The sequence below is a fragment of the Actinoplanes sp. NPDC089786 genome (assembly GCF_040684855.1).
GTDB lineage: Bacteria > Actinomycetota > Actinomycetes > Mycobacteriales > Micromonosporaceae > Actinoplanes.
Map to the genome: position 1 here is coordinate 2,022,649 of NZ_JBFBGU010000001.1, position 22,655 is coordinate 2,045,303.

A 22,655-nucleotide genomic window follows, 5' to 3' on the forward strand; every position below is an offset into this window, starting at 1 on the left:
GTCTCCAGGGGGTGGGGGATCAGACGGCAGCAGGGGTGGCGCTTCCGTCGTGGAGCAGGCGCCCGGCAACGGCGGCGGGCACGGGCGGGGAGAAGTAGAAGCCCTGGGCGAACCGGCAGCCCATGGCGCGGAGCGCGGCGAGCTGGCCGTACTCCTCGACGCCCTCGGCCACGGTGGACATGTTCAGGCTCTGGCCGAGCTGGACGATGGTCCGGGCCAGCGCGGCGTCGTCGGTCTGTGCGCCGATCCGCTCGACGAACGAGCGGTCGATCTTCAGCGTGTCCACCGGGAAGCGCCGCAGGTAGGCCAGCGACGAGTAGCCGGTGCCGAAGTCGTCGATGGCCAGCGAGACCCCGAGCGCCTTGAGCCGGACCAGCTGCTCGAGGTTCTCCTCGGTGTCGGTCATCAGGACGCTCTCGGTCATCTCCAGGCACAGCTTGTCGGCCGGCATGCCGGTCTCGGCCAGCACCTCGGCGACGACCGCGGCCAGGTCGATCCGGTCGAACTGGCGGACCGAGACGTTCACGGCCATCCGCAGGTCCTGCTCGCGAACGCCCCAGGCGACGGCCTGGCGGCAGGCCTCGGTGAGCACCCAGTGGCCGAGCGGCACGATCAGGCCGGTGGCCTCGGCGATCGGGATGAAGTCGAGCGGCGAGATCATCCCGCGGGTCGGGTGCTGCCAGCGGACCAGCGCCTCGAACCCGGACACCCGGTTGTCGGCCAGGTCGATCGAAGGCTGGTAGTAGAGCTCCAGCTCGCCGCGCTCCAGCGCCAGCCGCAGGTCGGCCTCCAGCTCGAGCCGCTCGACCAGCCCGGCGAGCATCTGCGGGTGGTAGCTGGCCCAGCCCGAGCCGCCGGCCTCCTTGGCCCGGTACATGGCCAGGTCGGCGTTGCGCATGAGCTGGTCGGCGCCGGCCTCGCCCTGGCCGTTGAGCAGCGCGTCGGCGAGCAGCGCGCCGGCGGCCAGGCCGATGGACGCCTGGACGTGCATCTCCCGGGTGTCGATCCGGAACGGGTCGTGCAGGCTGTCCACGATCCGCTGGGCGACCTGCTCGGCGTCCGGGGCGCCCAGCGGCGCGGCGATCAGCACGGCGAACTCGTCGCCACCGAACCGAGCGACGATGTCGTCCGCCCGCACCGCGGCGCGCAGCCGGTCGGCCACCCGCACCAGCAACTGGTCGCCGGCCAGGTGCCCGAGGCTGTCGTTGACCTCCTTGAACCCGTCCAGGTCGAGGAAGAGCACGGTCACGTCCTCGCCCTCGGCGCGGGCGTCCAGCGCCTCCGACACCTGCTCGCGGAACAGCGCCCGGTTGGCCAGCTGGGTGAGTCCGTCGTGGTACGCCTCGTGCACGAGCTGCTCCTGGAGCAGCTTGCGCTCGCTGATGTCACGGGTGTTCAGCACCAGGCCGCCGACGCTGGGGTCGCCGAGCAGGTTGGTGATGGTGATCTCGGCCTGCCGGTAGCCACCGTCGCCGCGGTGCAGGGTCAGCTCGATGGAGGTGGTCGCGTACGGGCGGCCGCCGAGCGAGCGCAGCGCCTCGGCCAGCGTGGCCGCGGCCGCGGGGGTCAGCATGTCGGTGAGCCGCCGGCCGGTGAGCCGCTGCGGCGAGGCGCCGAACACCCGCTGGAGCGACTCGCTCTGGTAGAGCACCTCGGACTCCGGGCTGACCACGGTGACCACGTCCGTGCTGTGCTGGACGAGCGCGTGGAAGCGCTGTTCGCTGGCGGACAGCTCGGCCGTCCGGTCGGCCACCCGGCCCTCCAGGTTGCGGGTGAGGCTGCGGTTCTCCAGCAGGGTGAGCAGCTGCCGGCCGACCATGAGCAGGATCAGGGCGGAGCGGGTGTACGCGACGAAGGCGTTGCTCTGGCCGGTGCGGGCGAACCAGACGACGGTGATGGCCAGGGCGGCCAGCACGGCGACGTACGGCAGCAGCACGCCGATCTGGGCGCCCTCGACCGCCTCGGCGTCCGACCCCGAGGTGTCCGTGGCGGCGTCGGCCGGCTTGCGCGCGGCCAGCAGGATCAGCGAGAAGCCCGCGAACCAGCCGATGTCGGTGACCCCACCGGACTGGTAGATGCCGATCAGGTTCAGGTACGCGTACCCGATGTCGGAGATGGCGAAGGCGACCACGCCGGCGCCGACCAGGGCGAGCCGCCCGAAGTCGCGGCCCTGCTGCCGCTGCAGCGCCGTCATGTAGATCACGATGGTCACGATGACCACGTCGCCGAGCGGGTAGGCCAGCGAGATGGGCAGCGCCAGCATGCTGTCGTGGCCGGCGTTGAGCATCGGCGTGATGATCAGGATCCACGCGATCAGCACCAGCGAGGTGGCCACCATCAGGCCGTCGAGCACGCTGCGGGCCCGGTTGGCCAGCGCCTGGGCCTGGCTGGGCAGGACGAGCAGCCCGGCCGGGGTGAACACGACCATGCCCATGTAGCCGATGTCGGCCTGGGACGGGAACGGCACCTCGTCGCCGCGGTACGACTCGAGGTAGACCCACGCGCCCTGGCCGAGGCCCCAGGCGAGCACGCCGAGGCCGATCAGCGCCCAGCCCCAGCGGGCCCGGCCGCGGTACGAGCGGGCGCGCAGCAGACAGGCCAGGGCCGCGGTGATCGCGCCCAGGCAGAGGCCGACGTTCGAGATGCTCTGCGAGACGCGTTCGCCGCCCACGCCGGTGCTGAGCACGACGCCGATGGCCAGCACGACCAGCGCGACCACGAGACACAGCCCGGGCCAGCCGCGCGTCAGGCGTCGGCGTCCCTCGGGTGCGCTGGTCCCTGCCATCGTCGGATGTCTCCATGCGGCTCCGGACCGCGCCGGACGGCGGTCGTACAGGACGAGATCGGAACCTGGGCGGCGTCCTTGAGTGATTCCGGAGGGTGACGACGCTTCCGCCGGGTGCAAAACGGTTGCCCATTGACATCTGTCATTTGTTGGTGACAACGTTGTCACGCTCTCGTCATGGAGGTATGTCGATGATCCGCCGCCTGCTGGTGACCGCCGTCCTGCTGCTGCCCTTCGCGTCCGCGTCACCGGCGGCGGCCGCCGACCCGGCGCCCGTGGACCTCGTCCACCCGTTCGTCGGCACGCAGAACTTCGGCAACACGTTCCCCGGCGCGGCCGCGCCGTTCGGCATGGTCCAGGTCAGCCCGGACACCGGCGGGCAGGGCGGGTACGACTACACCGCCGACGCCATCCACGGCTTCAGCCAGACCCACCTCAGCGGCGTCGGCTGCGGTGTGGCCGGCGAGCTGCCGATCATGCCGACCACCGGCGCGGTGACGTCCTCCGATCACAATGCGTACAAGTCGGCGTTCTCCCACGACGACGAGCAGGCGTCACCCGGCTACTACCGGGTCGGGCTGTCCCGCTACGACATCGACGCGGAGTTGACGGCCACCGCCCGCACCGGCTGGCAGCGCTACACGTTCCCGGCCACCGACCGGGCCAACGTGCTGTTCAACACCGGCAAGGCGAACCAGAACGTGTTCGGCTCGGAGATCCACGTGGTCGGCGACCGCACCGTCGAGGGCCGGGTCAACGCCGGCAACTTCTGCGCCGGCAAGGACGACCACACGGTGTACTTCACGGCCAGCTTCGACCGGCCGTTCGCCACGTTCGGCTCCTGGCGCGGCGGAACGATCGCGCCGGGCAGCCGGGATGCGGCCGGCGAGGGCGGAAACGGGGCGTACGTCACCTTCGACGCCGCCACCGACCGGGATGTGGTGGTCAAGGTCGGTCTCTCGTACACCGGCCCGGAGGGCGCGCGGAAGAACCTGGCCGCCGAGACCGCGGGGTCCTACGACTTCGACCAGGCGCGGGCCGCGCTGCGCGCCCGGTGGGTGGACGAGCTCGACCGGATCAAGATCGACGGGGGTACGGGTGACCGCCGCGCCGCCTTCTACACGGCGCTGTACCACTCCCTGCTGCACCCGAACGTGGCCGGCGACGTGGACGGCCGGTACGTCGGCTTCGACCGCACGGTGCACACCGCCGACGGCTACACGCCGTACCAGAACTTCTCGCTGTGGGACACCTACCGGCCGCAGAACCAGCTGCTGGAGCTGATCGCGCCGGACGTGGCCCGGGACGTGGCGCTGTCGGTGGTGGCCATCGGGCGCGACGGCGGGTGGCTGCCGCGCTGGGCGCTGGCCAACAGCGAGACCAACATCATGACCGGCGACCCGGTCACCCCGTTCCTGGTCGAGGCCTGGTCGAAGGGGCTGCTGGCCGGGCACGAGGAGGAGGCGTACGCGCTGCTTCGCGCCAACGCGGTCTCGCAGCCACCCGCGGAGTCGCCCTACAACGGGCGCACCGGCGTGGCGTTCTATGCCGACCGCGGCTACATCCCGTCCGGGCTGAAGCTGGGCACCGACTGCGTGCACAAGGGCGGCGACAACGACTGCGTGCACCCGGCCTCGGCGACCCTCGAATATGCCGCCGCCGACGCCTCGCTCGCGCTGATGGCCGCCGGGCTCGGCAAGACCGAGGACGCGACGCTGCTCGCCGGGCGCGGCCAGTGGTACCGCAACCTGTGGGACAAGGGCACCAAGCAGTTCCGCCCGCGCACGGTCGACGGGACCTGGCTCACCCCGTACGACCCGGTGCACGCCGCCGAGCAGTTCCACGAGGGCGGGGCGTACCAGTACCAGTGGCTGGCGCCGCAGGACCCGTCCGGGCTGGTGGCGCTGATGGGCGGCCGGAAGAAGACCGAGAAGCGGCTGGACGACTTCTTCGTCTACGACAAGCTGCTCACCGACCCCGCCGGCACCGCCCGCAACGACTGGATCGCGGCGCCGTACGACTACTACGAGTAGCCCACGTACAACCCGAACAACGAGCCCGACCTGCTCGCGCCCTACATGTACCACTGGGCCGGCGCCCCGGCGAAGGCCGCGACCGTGGTCCGCGCCGCGATGACGCTCTTCACCACCGGCCCCGACGGCATGACCGGCAACGACGACCTGGGCACGATGAGCGCCTGGTACGTCTTCTCGTCGCTCGGGCTCTACCCGACGATGAGCGGCGCCAACTTCCTGGCCGTCTCCAGCCCGCAGTTCCCCGGCGCCACCGTGCGCACCGGCGAGGGCACGCTGTCGATCACCGCACCCGGCGCGTCCGACGCCAACCGCTACATCCAGCACGTCCACCTCAACGACACCACCCTCACCAAGAACTGGGTGACCTGGGACAGCGTGGCCAAGGGCGGCACGATCAAGCACACGCTCGGCGCCACGCCGTCGGGCTGGGGAACCGGCAAGAACGCCGAGCCGCCGTCGGTGAACCAGGCGCCTCTCGACACCCGCCGGCACGTCGACGCGTCGCTGCGCCCGGCCACGGCCGCGCTGCCCTCGGGCGGCACCACGTCGTTCACGGTGGACATCGTGGCGCAGGCCCCGACCACGATCCGGCCGACGGTCACCGCCACCGGCCCGGCCGGTTGGAAGGTCACTGTCAAACCCAAGCAGCTTCCGTACCTGGTCTCGTCGAATCTGCCGGTCTCGGCCACCGCCACCGTCACCGTGAAGGTCCCCACCGGCGTGGCCGAGGGCTCGTACCCCATCTCGGTCAAGGTCGATGAGGTTGCTCTCACCGGAAACGTCGTGATCCGGCCGGCGCTGTCCTGCGTGGCCGGCACCGCCTGCGCGCTCGACCTCACGCCGGAGCTGACCCGGGACGGCACGGCCACCGTCGCCTCGCCGGACGAGGGCAACTTCGACACCGGCGGCTGGAGCTTCGACGCCGCCCTGCTGCCCGCCGCCGGCCCGGTCACCTGGGACGGCGTCGGTTATCAGGCTCCCGACCCGACGGGTACGGCCAAGAACTTCGTGACGGCCACCGGTCAGTCGCTGGTGCTGCCGGCCGGGTCGTACTCGTCACTCAACGTCGTCGCCACCACCCACAACGGGCCGGTGAGCGGGGCGCTGACCATCGGCTACGCGGACGGGACATCCGAGACGCAGACCATCACGGTGGCCGACTGGTGCGGCTCGCCGACCGCCGGCACGTCGGCGGTCCTGGCCATGCCGCACCGGATCAAGGCCGGGCAGGGCGTGGACGGGCCGCCGGTCAGCCTCTTCGGCCTGCGCGTGCCCGTCTCCGCCGGCAAGTCGATCCGGTCGGTGACCCTGCCGGACGATTCACGGCTGAACGTCTACGCGCTGACCCTTCAGTAGGCCGAACCTGTCGTGCTGGGGGCCATCAGGCCCCCAGCACCCAGCCGTAGACGCGCTCCACGTGCAGGCGCAGCACGATCCGCTCGTCCGCGACCATCACGCGCCGGTACTCGTCCCAGTCCGGGTGCTCGCCCTGGATCCTGCGATAGACCTCGACCAGCTCCTCGACGGTGGCGTCGTCGATGCTTCTCGCGGGCTCGGTCCACGTCGCCGTCGCCTCGGCCACCGCGTAGCCGTGTCCCGTGGTCGCCTTGGTGTGCAGGCTGGCCCGCGGGTCGCGCTTGAGGTTGTGCACCTTGGCCAGCGGAACGCGGGTCGAGATGCGGATGAGGTGGTCTTCACCCAGGTACGAGACGTCCGAGAGCTGCGGCCGGCCGTCCTTCTTGATCGTCGCCAGCGTTCCCTCGTGCGACCCCGCGATCACGTCCCACAGATCCATGCCGTCAGCCTATTAGTACGCTTGACGATATATCTCGCGCGACGTACTGTCTCCGCCGTGCATGAATCCACGTTCCTCATCCTCACCGCGCTCGCGGCCGAACCGCTGCACGGCTACGGCATCGTCCAGGCCGTCTCCGTCCTCTCCGACGGCGAGGTGAAGCTGCGGCCCGGCACGCTGTACGGCGCCCTCGACCGGCTCGCCGAGCAGGAACTCGTGGTCGTCGACCGCGAGGAAGCCGTCGACGGGCGGCTGCGGCGCTACTACCGGCTCACCGACACCGGGGCCGCCGCGCTCACCACCCAGGCCGCCCGCCTCCGGCGCCATGCGGTCGCCGCCGAGCGGAACCTGGGTCTGGCATGAACCAGACGCTGCTCCTCGCCGCCTATCCCGCCCGCTTCCGCCGCCGCCACGGCACCGAGCTGATGACCACCCTGATGGAGATGGGTACGCCGTCCCGGGCCGACCTGTGGCACGTGGTGCTCGACGGTCTGCGCGAACGGTTCCGCCTGCCCGCCGCGCGTCCGGTCGCGGTGCTCGCGGCGGTGCTGGCCCTGGTCATCGGCGGCGCGGTGGGCGCGGCGGCCGGGTCGTTCGCGGGCACCTTCGGGTACGCCGCCCTGCCCGACGCCCGAACCCTGGCCGGCCAGGCCATGCCGGCGGTCGGCCCGTCGGCGATGCTCAACGACGGCGACACCTACCTGACCGTCGCCGACACGCTCCCGCCCGGCGCCGTGCCCGCCGACGTCGCCGAGCGGACCCGCCGGCGCCTGGCCGCCGCCGGCTGGACCACCGGCCCGGTCACCGCCGGCCACTTCCGGGCCGCGACCGGCGGCGTCGAGCTGAGCGTCCACGCCTACGACGCCCCGACCTCGATGCTCCAGATCGCCGGCTGGCCCGCCCGTCCCGCCTCGTACGGGTGGCTGGCCCTCGGCGGGGCCCTGCTCGGCATGCTGGCCGGCTGGCTCCTCGCCGCGTACGCCGCCCACCGCATCACCGCCGGCCGCCGCCGGACCGCCGCGACCGTGCTCGGGCTGACCGGCCTGATCGCGCTGCTGGCCCCGTCGGCGATGTTCACCTGGTCGCTGGCCTACTACCTGACCGTGGTCGACCCGGTCGGCATGGGCGGCCTGGTCACCGGCTTCGGGCCGTCCCTCGACCTGGTGCGCGCGGTCGGCCTCCAGGGCTATCTGGCCGTGAACCAGACCTACTACCAGCTGACCGTCCTGGGCCTGGCCGCGATCGCCGTGGCGCTGATCCTCGCCCGCCCCCGGGCCGCCGCGCCCGCCCTCCGTTCAGCCTGACGCGCCCACCGGGCGAGCGTCTCGCGTATGGGGCGCAGCGTCTCAGCGATGGCCGGCGGCGGGTGCGGATCGGTTGACTGGTCGCATGTCCGCACTTCGGGTGACCGTCCTGATCGCCGCGACGATGACGACCGGCCTGACCGCCGGCGTCTTCGGCCTCTACCAGCACACCGTCATGGCGGGCCTGGCGCGCGCCGACGACCGCACCTTCGTCGGCGCGTTCCAGGCCATCGACCGGGCCATCATCAACCCCTGGTTCATGCTCAGCTTCCTCGGCGCGCTGCTGCTCACCGTGGCCGCGGCGATCCTCAACCCCGGCCGTACCCTCTCGCCGTGGATCGTCGGGGCCCTGGTTCTCTACCTGGTCGTCGTGGTGATCACGATGGCCGTCAACGTGCCCATGAACGACGCCCTCAAGGCCGCCGGCGACCCCGACCGGATCGCCGACCTGGCTCTTGTTCGCGAGCGCTTCGACGAGGCGCGGTGGCTGGCCTGGAACCTGGTGCGCACGATCGCGACCACGGTCGCCTTCGGGGCCCTGTGCTGGGCCCTGGTCGCCCGGGGCCAGGCCGGCTAGGGCGCTCAGATCGTCATGATGGTTCGGGCCACCTCGTCGACGAGTTCGCGGGCAAGGAAGCCGGTGCGGCCGTGCCGGGGGATCAGCCGCTGGCCGCTCACCGCGTGCACGTGGGCGCCCCAGCACGCCGCCTGCTCCGGCTCGGCGCCCCGGCCGAGCAGACCGGCGATCACCCCGGCCAGCACGTCGCCGCTGCCCGAGGTGCCCAGCCCGGCGTCGCCGCTCTCCTCGCGCCAGCTCCGGCCGTCGGGGGCGGCCACGTGGCTGTGCAACGAGACCACGGCCTGGTGTTCGGAGGCCACGGCCCGGGCGGCGGTGGCCAGGTCGTCGCCCGGCTCCCGGCCGAGCAGATGGCCGGCCTCGGTGAGGTTCGGGGTGAGCACGACCCGCTGGGCGCGGCCGTCGAGCACGTCGGGCTGATTGCTCAGGGCGCCGAGGGCGTACGCGTCCAGAACGATCGACGCCTCCTTGTCGGCGACGGACAGCAGCTCGCGCATCAGGCGGGTGGTCTCGTCGATGTCGTCCAGGCCCGGGCCGATGGCCAGCACGTCGGCCGCCTCGGCCAGCTCACGCAACTCGCCGGGCAGCTCGGCGTCCTTGGCCGGCAGGCTGACCACCTTGGCCTCGGGCACGGCGATGCTCAGCGCCGCCGCGGTCTCGCCGTCGACCGCCAGCTGCAGCACGCCGGCGCCGGCCCGCAGCGCGGCCACACCGGCCAGCAGCACCGCGCCGGGCGTGAAGCGGGAGCCGCCGACCACCAGGACGGTGCCCCGGGACTTCTTGCCGCCCTGCGGGTCGGGGAGTGGCCACCCCCGCAGCAGGCCGGGGGTGATGACCTCTTCCTCAGGCCGGTTCGGCATTGACGTTCTCCTGGCGTGTCGGTGCGGCGCCTGCCCGGTGCAGGTGCTCGACGTGGTTGAAGACCTCCGGTCGCAACCGGTCGCCGGCGCGGCGCCAGCTGCTGACCGAGCAGTTCGCCACGGCCGTCCCGTGTGCCACGGCCATCAGGTCGGCCTCGCTCAGCTCCTCGGCCAGATAGCGGACCAGCAACACGGTCGCCTCGTGGGCGAACAGCACCACCCGGCCGTCCGGGTGGTCCTCCCGCACCTCGCGCAGCAGGGCCCGCAGCCGCAGCAGCACGTCGGCCCAGGACTCACCGCCCGGCGGCCGGTAGTAGAACTTGCCCAGCCGCGTTCGCCGGGCCGCCTCGTCCGGTAGCCGAGCCCGCACCCCGGCCCCGGTCAGCAGGTCGAGGACGCCCAGCTCACGGTCCCGGAGTCGTTCGTCCACGACGACGGGTACGCCCGACCCGTGCAGGGCCGTCGCGGCGGTCTGCCGCGCCCGCAGGTACGGCGACACGATCGCCACGTCCAGCGGCCGCTCGGCCAGCCATCGCCCGACCGCCTCGGCCTGCTCGAGCCCGTGCTCCGACAACGGCACGTCGGCGTCCCGCTCCGGAATGTCGATCGCCTCGAGCCCGTCCCGTTCCGCCTGCTCGGCGATGACGTTGCCGGTGCTCTGCCCATGCCGCACCACCGCCAGCCACTCCAGCCGCTCGACCGCCAAGGAACGCCCCTTCCGTCACGACTCCCGGTACCCGGTTTACCCACCCTGGGCGGAATAATCGCGGGGTGACCGACAACGACGCGGTGTTCGACGCGGTGATCCGGCATGCGAATCTCGAGGACGAGCTCGACCACGACGACGACGGCCACCCGTCATCCCGACCCGGCGGTGCGGCTCGGCGCGGTCGAGGAGATCTCCGGTAGCCGGTTCCTCGAGGTTCTGACGGTTGCGGTGCGCGATGTGGATGAGGGGGTACGCCGCGCAGCGATCACTCGGCTCGGTGGGTCCGGCCGTGCGGACGCGGTCGGTGCGGTCGCTTCCACCGCGACCGATCCGGTGGCCCGGGTTCGGGCTCTCGCCGCCTATGCGCTCGGACGGCTCGGTGGGGCGGAGGCGATTCCCGCCCTGCTGCGCCTGCTCCGTGATGACGACAGCCAGGTGCGCGACCGGGCGCGTGACTCGCTCGGCACGATCGGCGGACCGGCCGCCATCGACGCGCTCCTCGCCGAGCTGGCCTCGGCGACCGACTCGCGGGCGCGGGTGCAGGTGGCGAAGGCCCTGGCCAAGGCCGGCTCGCAGGTCACGGAGCTGGCCCGGCACGAGGATCCGGAGGTGCGGGCGGCCACGCTCAGCGGGCTGGCCACGGCGGCTGACGGGTCGGCTCGCTGGGCGGGACTGGTCGCGGACCTGGCCGGTGATCCTGAGGCGGACGTCCGGATGCGGGTGGCCGTGGTGGTGCGGCATCTCGCCCCGGACGACGTGACAACCGTCCTGGAGCGGCTGGCCGGTGATCCCGATGCGCGGGTCCGCGAGACGGCGGCACGGGAGTTGAGCCGGAGGTGAGTCGCACGCCCGGCGGTCGCGGCAACCAGCGTGACGGGCCGCCTGGCCCGCGGAGCGGGGACGGGGGCTCTGGTGTGCCCGTACCGGAAAAGGGTTCAGAGGACGAGCCGGCTCCAGAAGGTGACCGTCGGGCGGGCCGGTTCGCCGCCGGCGCCGGGGCCGATGCCGAACTCGCGGTGGAGGAAGTCTTCGAGGTTGTTGCCGTAGCAGATGACGTCGGTCTGGTAGATGGACAGGACCGGGTGGCCGCTGGTGCCTCGGCCGGCCGGGAGGTAGCGGTGGGCGTAGACGGGAATCATCCGCGGGGCGGTGAACAGGCCGGCGCGGGCGGCGTTGAGCGCGGCGTCCTCGGCGGCGGGGCGCGGGCCCCAGCCGTCGTACCAGAAGTCGTTCTGGGACACGTCGAACAGGACGCCCTCGACCGGCAGGGCCAGCCGGTCGCGGAGGGCGGCGCGGTCGCCGTCGCGCCAGTCCGGCCAGCCGCGGCCGAAGGGCAGCCCGGCGGCCAGGAATGCGCGATGATCGTCGGCGAAGGTGAAACCGAACTCGTCCTCGGCGGCGGTCAGCTCCGGCTCGGTCAGCCCGGGGCGCATGGGGAAGCGGCCCGAGGTGGCGAGAAGATCGGCAGCGGTCACTACGCCACCTTAACTATTCGTACTGCGATCGGTGCAGTTACTGCTCCGGATGGAGGATCGGCAGGTGACCGCAGGCGGACGACGCGCGGGGCGCCGGTGGATCCCTAGCGTCGGCGGCATGAGAAAACGCATCACAAGACTCGACCTGACGGCGGCGGCGCTGACGCTCATCGGGGTGCCGGTGGGGGTGGCCCTGACCGGCGCGACGATCGACAACACGATGACCCTGACGCTGGCCGCCTGGCTTGCCGTCCTGGCTCTGTTCGCGCGGCGGTGGCCGCTGGTGATCACGATCGTGTCGGTCGCCTTCGTGGTCGCGATGCGCGGGTCCGATCTGCTCGGCGCGGGCTGGGCCTGGCCGGCCACGGCGGCGTTCGTGGCGCTGGTCCTCGCGGGGCGGTTGCGCCCGGCGATCATCACGGCGGGGGCGACCCTGCTGTACGGCGTGCAGTGGGACGCGTTCGTCGATCTCGACCACGGCCAGAGCTGGGCGGTCACCCACGTCGGGGCGGAGGCCCTGTACCTGGTCGCGGTGCTGGCGGCGACCACCGCGTACCGCAACAACCTGCGCTGGCGGGCCGAGCTGACCGCCCGGATGGCCGCCGACGAGCACGAGCGGGAGCAGGCGGCTCGCCGGCGCCGGGCCGAGGAGCGGGTGGAGATCGCCCGCGACCTGCACGACGTCGTCTCGCACACGCTGGCCGTGGTGGGCGTGCACCTGAACGTGGCGATCGACGCGTTCGACGACGACCGGGCCGAGGCCCGTGATGCGTTGCGGCTGGCGCAGGATGTTCGCAACCGGGCCATGCTGGACCTGCGCGCGCTGGTCGAGGTGCTGCGCGACGGCGCGCGGACCGACCAGCCGGCCGGTGAGCTGAGCGGGCTGGAACGACTCGCCGATCAGGTGCGCGACGCGGGTCTGGCGGTGTCGGTGACCGAGGATGGCGACCGGCGGGACGTGTCGGCGCCGGTGGCGACGGCGATCTACCGGGTGGTGCAGGAGGCGTTGACCAACACGATGCGGCATGCGGGCGCGACCAAGGTCGCGGTGAGTCTGCACTATCGACCGACGGAGGTGCAGGTGGAAGTGGTTGACGACGGGCGCGGCGGCTCGGCTTTCACCAGCGGGCACGGCATTCCGGGGATGCGCGAGCGGGTGGCCGCGCTGGGCGGCGTCTTCTTCGCCGGCGATGGTGACGGCGGCTTCGCGGTACGCGCGACGATCCCGGTGAGCCCGGTCGCATGACCATCACCGTCCTGCTCGCCGACGATCAGCAGCTGGTCCGCGCCGGCTTCCGCAGCCTGCTCAAGCGAGACCGGGAGATCACCGTGGTGGCCGAGGCGTCGACCGGCGACGAGGCGGTCCGGACGACGAAGGCGACGAAGCCGGACGTGGTGCTGATGGACATCCGGATGCCGGGGCTGGACGGCATCGAGGCCACCCGGCGGATCGTCGCCGACCCCGGCCTGCGGGACTGCCGGGTGATCATCCTGACCACGTTCGAGACCGACGAGTACGTGTTCGCGGCGCTGGAGGCCGGGGCCAGCGGCTTCCTGACCAAGGAGGTCGACCCGGAGGGGCTGCGGCACGCGGTGCGGGTGGTGGCGGCGGGGGAGGCGCTGCTCTCGCCGTCGGTGACCCGCCGGGTGGTGTCCCAGATCGGCCTCCGGAAGACCACCCGGCCGGCGGGCAAGCGGCTCGCCGCCCTCACCGCCCGCGAGGTGGAGGTGGTCCGGCTGGTCGCGACCGGGCTGTCCAACGAGCAGATCGCGGCCGAGCTGGTGATCAGCCCGCTGACCGCGAAGACGCACATCACCCGGGCGATCGCCAAGCTGGGCGTACGGGACCGGGTGCAGCTGGTCATCCTGGCCTATGAGGACGGGCTGGTGGCACCCGGCTGACATCGATGTCATCAGGGTCTTGTGCATCGATGTCGGTGACGGTCAGGATGTGTCGGGTGTGTTAATTGCCCGCCCCCACCATCCTCTTGGAGTCCGCATGCAACCGGCTCGACGGGTCGCCGCCATGGCGTCCTTAGCGCTGCTGGCCTCGCTGGCCACCGGCAGCCCGGCGCACGCCGCCGACCCGCCCTTCGCGTCCTCGTTCGAGGCCGGCGACCCGCAGCCGACCTGGTCGGACACGGTGGACACCGGCGCGGACGGCCCGCGGGCGAGCGGCGTCTCCGGCCCGGTCCGCTCCGGCCCGCCCGGCAGCCTGCGCGACAGTGTCATCGCGATCACCGCGAACGCCCAGCCGAACTCCAGCGAGGGTGCGAACAACCTCAACGACGGCGATTCCGAGACCAAATGGCTGGTGGACACGCCGACCAGCTGGGCCCAGTACGCGCTGGACGCGCCGGCCCGGGCGATCCGGTACACGCTGACGTCGGCCAACGACGCCCCCGAGCGTGACCCGCGGGACTGGCAGCTCCTCGGCTCGAACAACGGCGCCGACTGGACCACGGTGGACGCCCGGACCGGGCAGACCTTCGCCGACCGGCACGTGACCAACACGTACGAGATCGCGACCCCGGGCTCCTTCTCGATCTACCGGCTGAACATCACCGGCCACCCGTCCGGCAACCTGACCCAGCTCGCCGACTGGGAGCTGAACGACGGCACCACCTCGGAGCCAGAGCCGTTCATGGTCAGCCACATCGGCGCCGGCCCGACCAGCTCGCCGACCGCCAAGGCGGGCGTGGGCTTCTCGGGGCTGCGGGCGTTCCAGATCGCCGGGCGGCACACCGCGGCCGGGCGCGCGTACTCGTACAACAAGGTCTTCGACGTCGATCTGGCCGTCACCGCCGACACGGAACTGTCCTACCTGGTCTTCCCCGAGAACACCAAGGACGACCTGAGCAACCCGGCCACGTGGACCGCGGTCGACCTGGCCTTCACCGACGGCACCTACCTGTCCCAGCTGAACGCCGTCGACCAGCACGGCGTCAAGGTCAGCCCGGCCGCGCAGGGTGAGTCGAAGACGCTGTACACGCAGCAGTGGAACCTCGTCAACAGCCGCATCGGTCAGGTCGCCGAGGGCAAGACCGTCGACCGGATCCTGATCGGCTACGACAAGCCGGCCGGGACCGCGCAGTTCAAGGCCTGGTTCGACGACATTTCGGTCGCTCCCGTCACGCCGGCGGCTTCGAAAGATCACCTGTCCGACTACGTCGACACCCGCCGCGGCACCAACGCGTCCGGCGACTTCTCGCGGGGCAACAACTACCCGGCCACCGCGGTGCCGCACGGCTTCAACTTCTGGACGCCGGTGACCGACGCCGGCACGACCCGGTGGCTGTACGAGTACCACCGGGACAACGACGCCAACAACCGGCCGAACATCGAGGCGTTCTCGCTCAGCCACGAGCCCAGCCCGTGGATGGGTGACCGGCAGACCTTCCAGGTGATGCCGTCGGCGGCGTCGGGCACCCCGGACGCGAACCGGGCCGCGCGGGCGCTGGCCTTCGGGCACGAGAACGAGGTGGCCAAGCCGTACGGCTACGGCGTCACCTTCGACAACGGGATGAAGACCGAGTTCGCGCCGACCGACCACGCCGCGATCTTCGACTTCACGTTCACCGGGAACAGCTCGAACCTGATCCTGGACAACGTGGACGGCGACGCCGGCCTGACCATCGACGCCGCCAACCGGACCTTCTCCGGCTGGTCCGACGTGAACAGCGGCGACGGCTCGGCCGGCGTCACCCGGATGTTCGTCTACGGCACCGTCGACGCCCCGGTCACCGCGAGCGGGCTGCTGCCCAGCGGCAACCGGCCGTCCACCGGCTACCTGAAGTTCGACACCACCATCGACAAGACCGTGTCCATGCGCGTCGCCACCTCGCTGCTCAGCGTCGACCAGGCCAAGAAGAACCTGAACCTGGAGCTGGCGGCCGACGCCACGGTCGACTCGGTCAGCGCCGCGGCCCGCGCCCTGTGGGACCAGAAGATGCACATCATCGAGGTCGAGGGCGCGTCGCCGGACCAGCTCACCACGCTCTACTCGAACCTGTACCGGCTGTTCCTCTTCCCGAACTCGGCGCACGAGAACACCGGCACGGCCGGCGCTCCGGTGTGGAAGCACGCGGTGCAGTCGTCGACCACCACCCCGCCCAGCACGCCGACCGAGACCGGGGCCCCGGTCAAGGACGGCAAGGTGTTCGTCAACAACGGCTTCTGGGACACCTACCGCACCACCTGGCCGGCCTACTCGCTGTTCACCCCGTCCGAGGCCGGTGAGATGGTCGACGGCTTCGTCCAGCAGTACAAGGACGGCGGTTGGATCTCCCGCTGGTCGGCCCCGGGCTACGCCGACCTGATGGTGGGCACCAGCTCGGACGTCGCGTTCGCCGACGCGTCGCTCAAGGGCATCAAGTTCGACCAGAAGGCGGCGTACGAGGCGGCGCTCAAGAACGCGACCGTCACCCCGCCCAACAACAACGTCGGGCGCAAGGGGATGGCCACCTCGATCTTCAAGGGCTACACGCCGAGCGACTCCACCGGCGAGGCCATGTCGTGGGCGATGGATGGTTACATCAACGACTTCGGCATCGCCAACATGGCGGCGTCGCTGGGCCACGACGAGGAGGCGGAGTACTTCCGCAACCGGGCGCTGAACTACGTCAACATGTTCGACCCCTCGGTCGGCTTCTTCCAGGGCAAGAACTCGGCCGGTGGCTGGCGGCAGGGCCCGCAGCAGTACGACCCCGAGGTGTGGGGCTACGACTACACCGAGACGGACGGCTGGAACATGGCCTTCCACGTGCCGCAGGACGGGCAGGGCCTGGCCAACCTGTACGGCGGTAAGGCCGGGCTGGCGAAGAAGCTGGACACGTTCTTCGCGACGCCGGAGACGGCCACCAAGCGCGGCTCGTACAACTCGGTCATCCACGAGATGCTCGAGGCGCGGGACGTGCGGATGGGCCAGTACGGCCACAGCAACCAGCCGTCGCACCACATCATCTACATGTACGACTACGCCGGTCAGCCGTACAAGGCGCAGAAGCTGGTCCGCGAGGCGCTGTCCCGGCTCTACCTGGGCAGCGAGATCGGCCAGGGCTACCCCGGCGACGAGGACAACGGCGAGATGAGCGCCTGGCAGGTGTTCGGCGCGCTGGGCTTCTACCCGCTCCAGATGGGCAGCCCGCAGTACGCGATCGGCTCGCCGCTGTTCACCAAGGCCACGGTCAACCTGGAGAACGGCAAGAAGATCGTCGTCAACGCGCCTTCGAATTCCGCGACGAATGTGTACGTGCAGTCGCTGAAGGTGAACGGTTCTGAGTATTCGTCCACCTCGTTGCCTCACGACCTGCTCGCCGACGGCGCGACGCTGGACTTCGAGATGGGTTCGCAACCGTCGTCGTGGGGCGCGTCATCGCCCCCGCCGTCGATCACCACCGGTGACGCGGTGGCCGATCCGCTGCGTGACCTGACCGGTCCGGGCAAGGGCACCGCGTCCGAGGCCGCCCTGGTCGACGACACCACGGCCACCCGGGCCACCCTGGCCGGGAACGCGTTCCAGTACCAGTTCGCCTCGGGCGGCGAGCAGGCCACCTTCTACACGCTCACGTCCGGCAACACGGCGGGCGACCCGGCGGCGTGGAAGCTGCGGGGCTCGTACGACGGAACCACCTGGACGACCCTGGACGAGCGCAGCGGCCAGACTTTCGACTGGCGCCTGCAGACCCGCCCGTTCAAGATCGCCAGCCCCGGCCGGTACGCCTACTACCGCCTCGAGGTGACCGCCGGCACTCCGGCGCTGGCCGAGGTCGAACTCCTCGGCAAGCCGAAGCCCGCCTGCACCACCACGATCGGTGACCGGGTCGTCGGCGGCTTCACCGTCCGTTCCGGCGTCACCTGCCTCACGGCCGGCGCCACCGTCAACGGCACGATCACGGTCAAGGACGGCGCCTCGCTCTACACCAACGGCGCCACGATCAAGGGCGACGTGACCGCCGCCGGCGCGGGCACCCTCTCCGTCCTGAACAGCACGATCACCGGCACCCTCAAGGCGGTCGACTCGGGCCCGGTCAGCGTGGAGAACTCAGTCGTCCGCGGCACCGTCACCATCCGCCGCAACAACACCGCCACGGTGATCGCCGCCAACCGCATCACCGGCACGCTGACCTGCTCCGGCAACGACCCGGCGCCGGTCGACAACGGCCTGCCCAACCGGGTCAGCGGCAGCAGACAGGGCCAGTGCGCCAAGCTCTGAGGTAGTTCGACATCGGGTGTGCCCGTACCGCTTTTCATGGGTACGGGCACACCCGCGTTCCGTCCCCACTCCGCGACCTGAGCGGCCCGTCCAGGCCGTGCCGCGCCCGCCGGGCGTGAGTGGTGCGAGACCATGACCCGATGAAGGCGCCTCTCGACTCCGTCCTGCTCGACCTCGACGGCACGCTGGTGGATTCCGAAGCGGGCATCCTCGGATCCCTCCGCGCGGCGTTCGCCGAGGTGGGGCTGCCCGTCCCTGAGCAGGGTCTCGGCCGTGACCTGCTCGGGCCGCCGCTCTACGTTAGCCTGCCGCCGCTGGTGGGCGAGGCCGCGACCGAGGCGATCGTGCTCGCCTACCGGCGGATCTACGCCGACACCGGCTGGCTGCTGAGTACCCCGTACGACGGAATCGGCCCGGTGCTGCGCCGCCTCGCCGACCGCGGTCTGACGCTCGCCGTGGCCACCAGCAAGCAGGAGGCCGCGGCCGAGTTGATCGTCGAGAAGCAGGGCTGGGGCGATTTGATCACCTACGTCTGCGGCGACACTCCCCGCGCGGAGCGCCCCACCAAGGCGGCGGTGATCGCCGAGGCGCTGACCCGCTTGGGCAGCAGGGCCGGGGTCATGATCGGCGACCGGCACTTCGACGTCGAGGGCGCCCGGGCGCACGGTCTGGGCTGCATCGGCGCGGGCTGGGGATACGCCGCGCCGGCTGAATTGATCGAGGCGGGCGCGCTGACCGTATGCGCCCATCCCGCCGACCTCATTCCGGCGATCCCTCAAATGATCCCCGCCGGACGAGGGTGATCGCCCTAGCCGATTCCGTGAGCGAAGTACTACCCTGCGCTATGGGAGACGCGGTCTCCAATAGACGGTCGTCCATGGCGGAGGCGATATGCTGGGTCCGGCCGGCAGTGAGGTCTCGAATCCACTCCAAGTGCTGGTCACCGGTGGAACCGGCACTCTCGGCGAGGCCATGGTCGTCGCATTCGCCAAGGCCGGTCACCGGATCACCTTTCAATATCTCCGCAACGACCGGGCCGCCGATCGGATTGTGGACACTTTCGGCGCCACCGCATTTAAGATCGACTTTTCTCGCGATTTCGAGCTTCCGACGGCCGACTTCGACGTCCTGATCAATTGCGCGGGCATCAACGTCTCCGAGGACGAGTCACACGCGGTCGACCCGGCCGTCTGGGACCGCATGCTGCGGATCAACGTGACCGTCCCGTTCCTGCTCGCCCAGGCGATCGTCCCGGGCATGCTGCGCCGCGGATGGGGACGGATCATCAACATCGGCTCGATCTACAGCCTGCGCGGCGCGACCCGGCGGGCTCCTTACGTGGCGTCCAAACACGCGCTGAGCGGGTTGACCAAGGTGATGGCGCTGGAGTACGCCCGCACCGGCGTCACCTGCAACGAGATCTGCCCTAGTGCGGTCGAGTCGGACATGATCAATCGCATCGCCCAGATCCGCGCCGGAATGCGCGGTTCGACGGTCGACGACGTACTCGACGAATACCGATCGTGGAACCCGTTCGGCCGGATGGCGACGGCCGGCGAGATCGCCGCCGCCGTTCTATTCCTGGCGAGCGCCGAGGCCGGATTCGTCAACGGCGTATCCATCCCGGTCGACGGTGGGCAGATCGTCTGATGACCGCGGAGCGATCGGGGCGGAACATTCGATTCGGGATCTGGGGTGAGAGCCACGTCGCGGCGGACGAGTTGCGGCTGCGACTGTCCGAGGGTGGTCAGCAGGCGGTGATCATGAACGGCGACCGGGACACGCTGATCGAGTGTCTGGTCGTGCTGACCCGTCGCGAGCTGCGCCGAACGGAACTGGCCGCGCTCACCGATCTCGCCAACCGCGCGACGATGACGGTCGGGGTGGAGCCCAGCTCGGACACCGGGAACCCGGCGGGCTGGCCGCGGGACGCGAGCCTGCGGTGGAACGGCCAGATCGGAGACCTCGTCAAGGTGGCCGGCGACCTGATGAGCCTGGTCCGGCCGACCGGTCCGGTGTTCAGCACCCTGCCGATGCTGCTGCCCACCGAGGAGCCCCCGCCCGAGGCCGCGGTCGCGGACAGCCGGGAGGCGCTGGTCGACCGCCTCAACAGGTCGGTACGCCCGCGCGTCGTCCCGGTGACCATGACGCTGTGGCAGGAGCTGTGCCGGCCGGGCCGAGCGGTCAGCGGCCTGGACTACGACCTGCGGCGCCTGGCCGCCTGGACCACCCACGAGCGCAGCCGCGCCTTCATCAACATGCGGCTGGCCCGGCCGGAGGACGTCACCGTGGGGCTCACCGGCCCGCTGTCGCTGGACGACGTCGTCGACGACCCGCTGACCCGGCCGCTGGTCATGCTCCTCGGCGAGCCCAGTTCCGGTAAGAGCCTGCAGCTGAAGTTCTACGACGCCCACGCGGCGTCCCACTCGATCCGGCAGCGGTCGGCGGGGGCCGTCGCCCCGACGACGTTCTACGTCGCGCTGGCCGAGCAACCCGCGAAGCCGAACATCTCGCTCGACTGGCTGCGGCAGCGGTGGAAGGCGGCCGTCGACGTAGCCCGCTGGTGTGACCTCGACCAGTTCCTCGGCGACGGCGGGACGGTGCTGCTCGACGGGCTGAACGAGGGCGGCATCCGGGGGCTGGCCCTCGAGCAGTGGATGCACCAGTGGCTGGACGTGATCCACGAATTGTTCGAGCGCGGCGCGGGGAAGGTCGTGGTGAGCTGCCGGACCCGCGATCAGGTGATCCGGATGCGCGCGCCCCGCGACCAGCCGCCCACCGCCGTCACCATCCTGCCGCTCTCCAGGCCGGACATCCTGGCCATCGCGGCCGAGCGCGACATCGACATGGCGCGCCGGCTGGCCCGGGCCTTCGACGCCGATCCGGGCCTGCTCGAGCTGTACTCGACCCCGTTCCGCCTGCAGACCTACCTCTCGTCCGGCACACCGTGGGTGGCGACGACCGGCGCCCGGCTGTTCGGCGTCGACCTCTCCGCCGCGGTCGTGCGGGAATGGGAACAGGACAACCCACACGGCCGGCTGATACCCAGCCGTCAGGCCAGCAGCCTGGACGCGATCGCCCGCTCGGGTGAGGACCCCTGGCCGGTGCTGGAGACCATTCCGCTGATCCGCGGGCTCGGCTTGCTGGCCCGGGAGCTCTCCCTGCCGGCGCTGCCGAACGGGCAGGCCCGGCTGGCGATCCCGCAGGGCGACGCGGGCAACCTGCTGGCCCGGGCGATCCAGCAGGTCGACGGCCAGGCGGTCGACCCGCAGGAAGCCCTCGACACGGCCAAGGACCTGCATGTGCTCCGGGTCGATCGGGGCAAGATCCGGTTCAGCCATCCGTCGGTGCAACATCTCTTCGCGGCCGTCGGCAGCTCGCTCGAGGAGATCGTGCAACTGGCCGAGCAGGAACGGGGTGGGTGGCAGTCGGCGATCTCACCGACCGGGGTTCCCTCCGGCGCCCCGCCGAACTACTACCACCACCGCTACGACGAGCTCTTCCAGTTCTCGGCCCAGCTGCGCGGCATCGAGGTGGCGGACCGGCTGCTCGCGGTCGATCCGGTGCTCGCCGCGCGGGTCTACCTCTCGATCCGGGAGCCGGACGCCTCGGTGGCCGACCGGATCGTCGCCCGCCTGCGCGCCGACCTGGACGAGGTGTTCGTCCCCGCGGCGCGCTCCGGCATCCTGGCCGCGCTCGGCGACCTGGGCTGGACGCTGCCGTCGGCCGCCGAGGGTGGCCGCGGGGCCACCATGCTCGTGCCGGCCGGGCTGTGGCATCTGGGACAGCGGGGCGAGGCCACCAGTGCCACGCGCAGTGTCGCGAGCGAAGTCCGGGCGATCGAGCTGCCCTCGTTCCGGATCTCGCGCTTCCCGGTGTCCAACACCGAATACGCGGGGTTCGTCGCCGACGGCGGCTACGAGGATCAGAGCCTGTGGTCGCCGGAGGGCTGGGAGTGGCGGACCCGCAGGCGGACGGTCGAGCAGTTCGTCGCCGACTGGGTCCGCCGGCAGAAACGGTTGCGGCTCGACCATCCCGGCAAGGCGATCCGGCTGCTGCGGGAGAGGAAAGCGACCCCGGCCGGGGCGGCGGCCCTGGTCCGGTTCGCAGCGATGGCCGAGTCGGAGATCGTCGACTACGCCCGCGCCCTGCAGGCCCGCCCGGTCACCGCTCCGCGGTACTGGCACAAGAAAGCGCTGCGCAACCGGCTCCAGCCGGTGGTCGGCGTGTCCTGGTTCGAGGCGAACGCGTTCTGCCGCTGGCTCGGCCGGCGCCTGGGCGCCGCGGTCCGGCTGCCCAGCGAGAACGAGTGGGAGGCGGCCTGCCTGCACTCCTGGGGTCTGACCCGGACCGTGGACGTGGAGAACGCCCTCGGCCCGGCCTTCGGTAACACCCACGACCAGGGCTGGCCCGCGACCACGCCGGTCGGGACGTTCGCCGTCCGGGAGCAGGCCCATCGGCAGCTCGCGGTGGAGATGCTGGGCAACATCTTCGAGTGGGTCTTCGACTTCTATGCCCCCGGCGATCACAGCCGCCGGATCGTGAAGGGCGGCTCGTGGCGGCATGACAGCTGGCGTGCACATCCCGCCTACCGTGGACGTGGCGACGTCGACGCGCAGAACGACGACATGGGATTCCGCTACGTGATCACGGAGGGCCCGACATGAGTGGCGGCACGACCGCCGGGCGGCCCGGCGACGAACGGTCACGAGGCGGCCCGCCCACCGCGGACGATCCGATCGGCCAGATCGTCGCGCTGGCCGACGACAAGGACTCGGACGACCGGGAGATCCTCCGGAAGCTCGAGGCTCTCGGCGCGACCCTGGACGCGGACGAGATCTTCGCGGTCCTGGTCCGTTACGACACCCCGGACGTGTTGGGCTGAACCGAAGATCGGGCG

Annotated in this window: 17 protein-coding genes and 1 pseudogene; 13 read left to right on the top strand and 5 right to left on the bottom strand. The window is 71.3% G+C overall.

Annotation, left to right across the window (positions count from 1 at the left end; genetic code table 11):
• Positions 1 to 19: 19 nt before the first annotated feature.
• Positions 20 to 2,785, bottom strand: coding sequence for an EAL domain-containing protein (locus AB0O15_RS09690; RefSeq protein ID WP_364316339.1), 2,766 nt, complete (start codon positions 2,783 to 2,785; stop codon positions 20 to 22).
• A gap of 191 nt (positions 2,786 to 2,976) precedes the next feature.
• On the opposite strand from AB0O15_RS09690, the pseudogene AB0O15_RS09695 reads away from it, so the two are divergent.
• Positions 2,977 to 5,220 (top strand): annotated as a pseudogene (locus AB0O15_RS09695) (GH92 family glycosyl hydrolase); the annotation flags it as partial.
• 165 nt (positions 5,221 to 5,385) lie between these two features.
• Positions 5,386 to 6,177 (top strand): NEW3 domain-containing protein, encoded by a 792-nt coding sequence (locus AB0O15_RS09700; RefSeq protein WP_364317156.1) that lies wholly within the window; start codon positions 5,386 to 5,388, stop codon positions 6,175 to 6,177.
• A gap of 25 nt (positions 6,178 to 6,202) precedes the next feature.
• On the opposite strand, the gene AB0O15_RS09705 is transcribed toward AB0O15_RS09700, so the two are convergent.
• A complete protein-coding gene (locus AB0O15_RS09705; RefSeq protein ID WP_364316341.1) occupies positions 6,203 to 6,616 on the bottom strand; it encodes a PPOX class F420-dependent oxidoreductase in 414 nt (137 codons plus the stop codon).
• A gap of 57 nt (positions 6,617 to 6,673) precedes the next feature.
• On the opposite strand from AB0O15_RS09705, the gene AB0O15_RS09710 reads away from it, so the two are divergent.
• The 3 genes from AB0O15_RS09710 to AB0O15_RS09720 all read left to right on the top strand — a co-directional run bounded on the left by AB0O15_RS09710 (position 6,674) and on the right by AB0O15_RS09720 (position 8,497).
• Positions 6,674 to 6,979: a helix-turn-helix transcriptional regulator gene (locus AB0O15_RS09710; protein ID WP_364316344.1), complete on the top strand. Its 306-nt coding sequence runs from the start codon at positions 6,674 to 6,676 to the stop codon at positions 6,977 to 6,979.
• The gene (locus AB0O15_RS09715) at positions 6,976 to 7,920 is read left to right on the top strand and encodes a hypothetical protein (RefSeq protein WP_364316347.1); all 945 of its coding nucleotides are present in this window, start codon (positions 6,976 to 6,978) and stop codon (positions 7,918 to 7,920) included. The genes AB0O15_RS09710 and AB0O15_RS09715 overlap by 4 nt, the downstream gene beginning before the upstream one ends.
• Before the next feature lie 85 nt (positions 7,921 to 8,005).
• A complete protein-coding gene (locus AB0O15_RS09720; protein ID WP_364316349.1) occupies positions 8,006 to 8,497 on the top strand; it encodes an anthrone oxygenase family protein in 492 nt (163 codons plus the stop codon).
• A 5-nt stretch (positions 8,498 to 8,502) separates the two neighbouring features.
• On the opposite strand, the gene AB0O15_RS09725 is transcribed toward AB0O15_RS09720, so the two are convergent.
• Together AB0O15_RS09725 and AB0O15_RS09730 are read right to left on the bottom strand one after the other, a co-directional pair.
• Complete coding sequence (locus AB0O15_RS09725; RefSeq protein ID WP_364316352.1) at positions 8,503 to 9,357, bottom strand: NAD(P)H-hydrate dehydratase; 855 nt, start codon at positions 9,355 to 9,357, stop codon at positions 8,503 to 8,505.
• Positions 9,341 to 10,063, bottom strand: coding sequence for a histidine phosphatase family protein (locus AB0O15_RS09730; RefSeq protein WP_364316355.1), 723 nt, complete (start codon positions 10,061 to 10,063; stop codon positions 9,341 to 9,343). The genes AB0O15_RS09725 and AB0O15_RS09730 overlap by 17 nt, the downstream gene beginning before the upstream one ends.
• A gap of 105 nt (positions 10,064 to 10,168) precedes the next feature.
• Here AB0O15_RS09730 and AB0O15_RS09735 point away from each other — a divergent pair, with 105 nt between their 5' ends.
• Positions 10,169 to 10,906 carry a HEAT repeat domain-containing protein gene (locus AB0O15_RS09735; RefSeq protein ID WP_364316358.1) on the top strand — a complete coding sequence of 246 codons (738 nt, stop codon included), beginning with the start codon at positions 10,169 to 10,171 and terminating at the stop codon, positions 10,904 to 10,906.
• 95 nt (positions 10,907 to 11,001) lie between these two features.
• Here the strand turns inward: AB0O15_RS09735 and AB0O15_RS09740 are convergent, their stop codons facing one another.
• Positions 11,002 to 11,499 (bottom strand): hypothetical protein, encoded by a 498-nt coding sequence (locus AB0O15_RS09740; RefSeq protein WP_364317157.1) that lies wholly within the window; start codon positions 11,497 to 11,499, stop codon positions 11,002 to 11,004.
• A gap of 160 nt (positions 11,500 to 11,659) precedes the next feature.
• Here AB0O15_RS09740 and AB0O15_RS09745 point away from each other — a divergent pair, with 160 nt between their 5' ends.
• The 7 genes from AB0O15_RS09745 (at position 11,660) to AB0O15_RS09775 (ending at position 22,640) form a co-directional block, all read left to right on the top strand.
• Positions 11,660 to 12,787: a histidine kinase gene (locus AB0O15_RS09745; RefSeq protein WP_364316361.1), complete on the top strand. Its 1,128-nt coding sequence runs from the start codon at positions 11,660 to 11,662 to the stop codon at positions 12,785 to 12,787.
• A complete protein-coding gene (locus tag AB0O15_RS09750) occupies positions 12,784 to 13,443 on the top strand; it encodes a response regulator transcription factor (protein ID WP_364316363.1) in 660 nt (219 codons plus the stop codon). The genes AB0O15_RS09745 and AB0O15_RS09750 overlap by 4 nt, the downstream gene beginning before the upstream one ends.
• A 124-nt stretch (positions 13,444 to 13,567) precedes the next feature.
• Complete coding sequence (locus AB0O15_RS09755; protein ID WP_364316366.1) at positions 13,568 to 17,755, top strand: GH92 family glycosyl hydrolase; 4,188 nt, start codon at positions 13,568 to 13,570, stop codon at positions 17,753 to 17,755.
• 140 nt (positions 17,756 to 17,895) lie between these two features.
• A complete protein-coding gene (locus AB0O15_RS09760; protein ID WP_364316369.1) occupies positions 17,896 to 18,558 on the top strand; it encodes an HAD hydrolase-like protein in 663 nt (220 codons plus the stop codon).
• Positions 18,559 to 18,646: 88 nt separating this feature from the next.
• A complete protein-coding gene (locus AB0O15_RS09765; RefSeq protein WP_364316371.1) occupies positions 18,647 to 19,405 on the top strand; it encodes an SDR family oxidoreductase in 759 nt (252 codons plus the stop codon).
• Positions 19,405 to 22,422 (top strand): SUMF1/EgtB/PvdO family nonheme iron enzyme, encoded by a 3,018-nt coding sequence (locus AB0O15_RS09770; protein WP_364316374.1) that lies wholly within the window; start codon positions 19,405 to 19,407, stop codon positions 22,420 to 22,422. Before AB0O15_RS09765 ends, AB0O15_RS09770 begins: the two co-directional genes overlap by 1 nt.
• Complete coding sequence (locus AB0O15_RS09775; RefSeq protein WP_364316376.1) at positions 22,419 to 22,640, top strand: hypothetical protein; 222 nt, start codon at positions 22,419 to 22,421, stop codon at positions 22,638 to 22,640. Before AB0O15_RS09770 ends, AB0O15_RS09775 begins: the two co-directional genes overlap by 4 nt.
• The last annotated feature ends 15 nt before the right edge of the window (positions 22,641 to 22,655 follow it).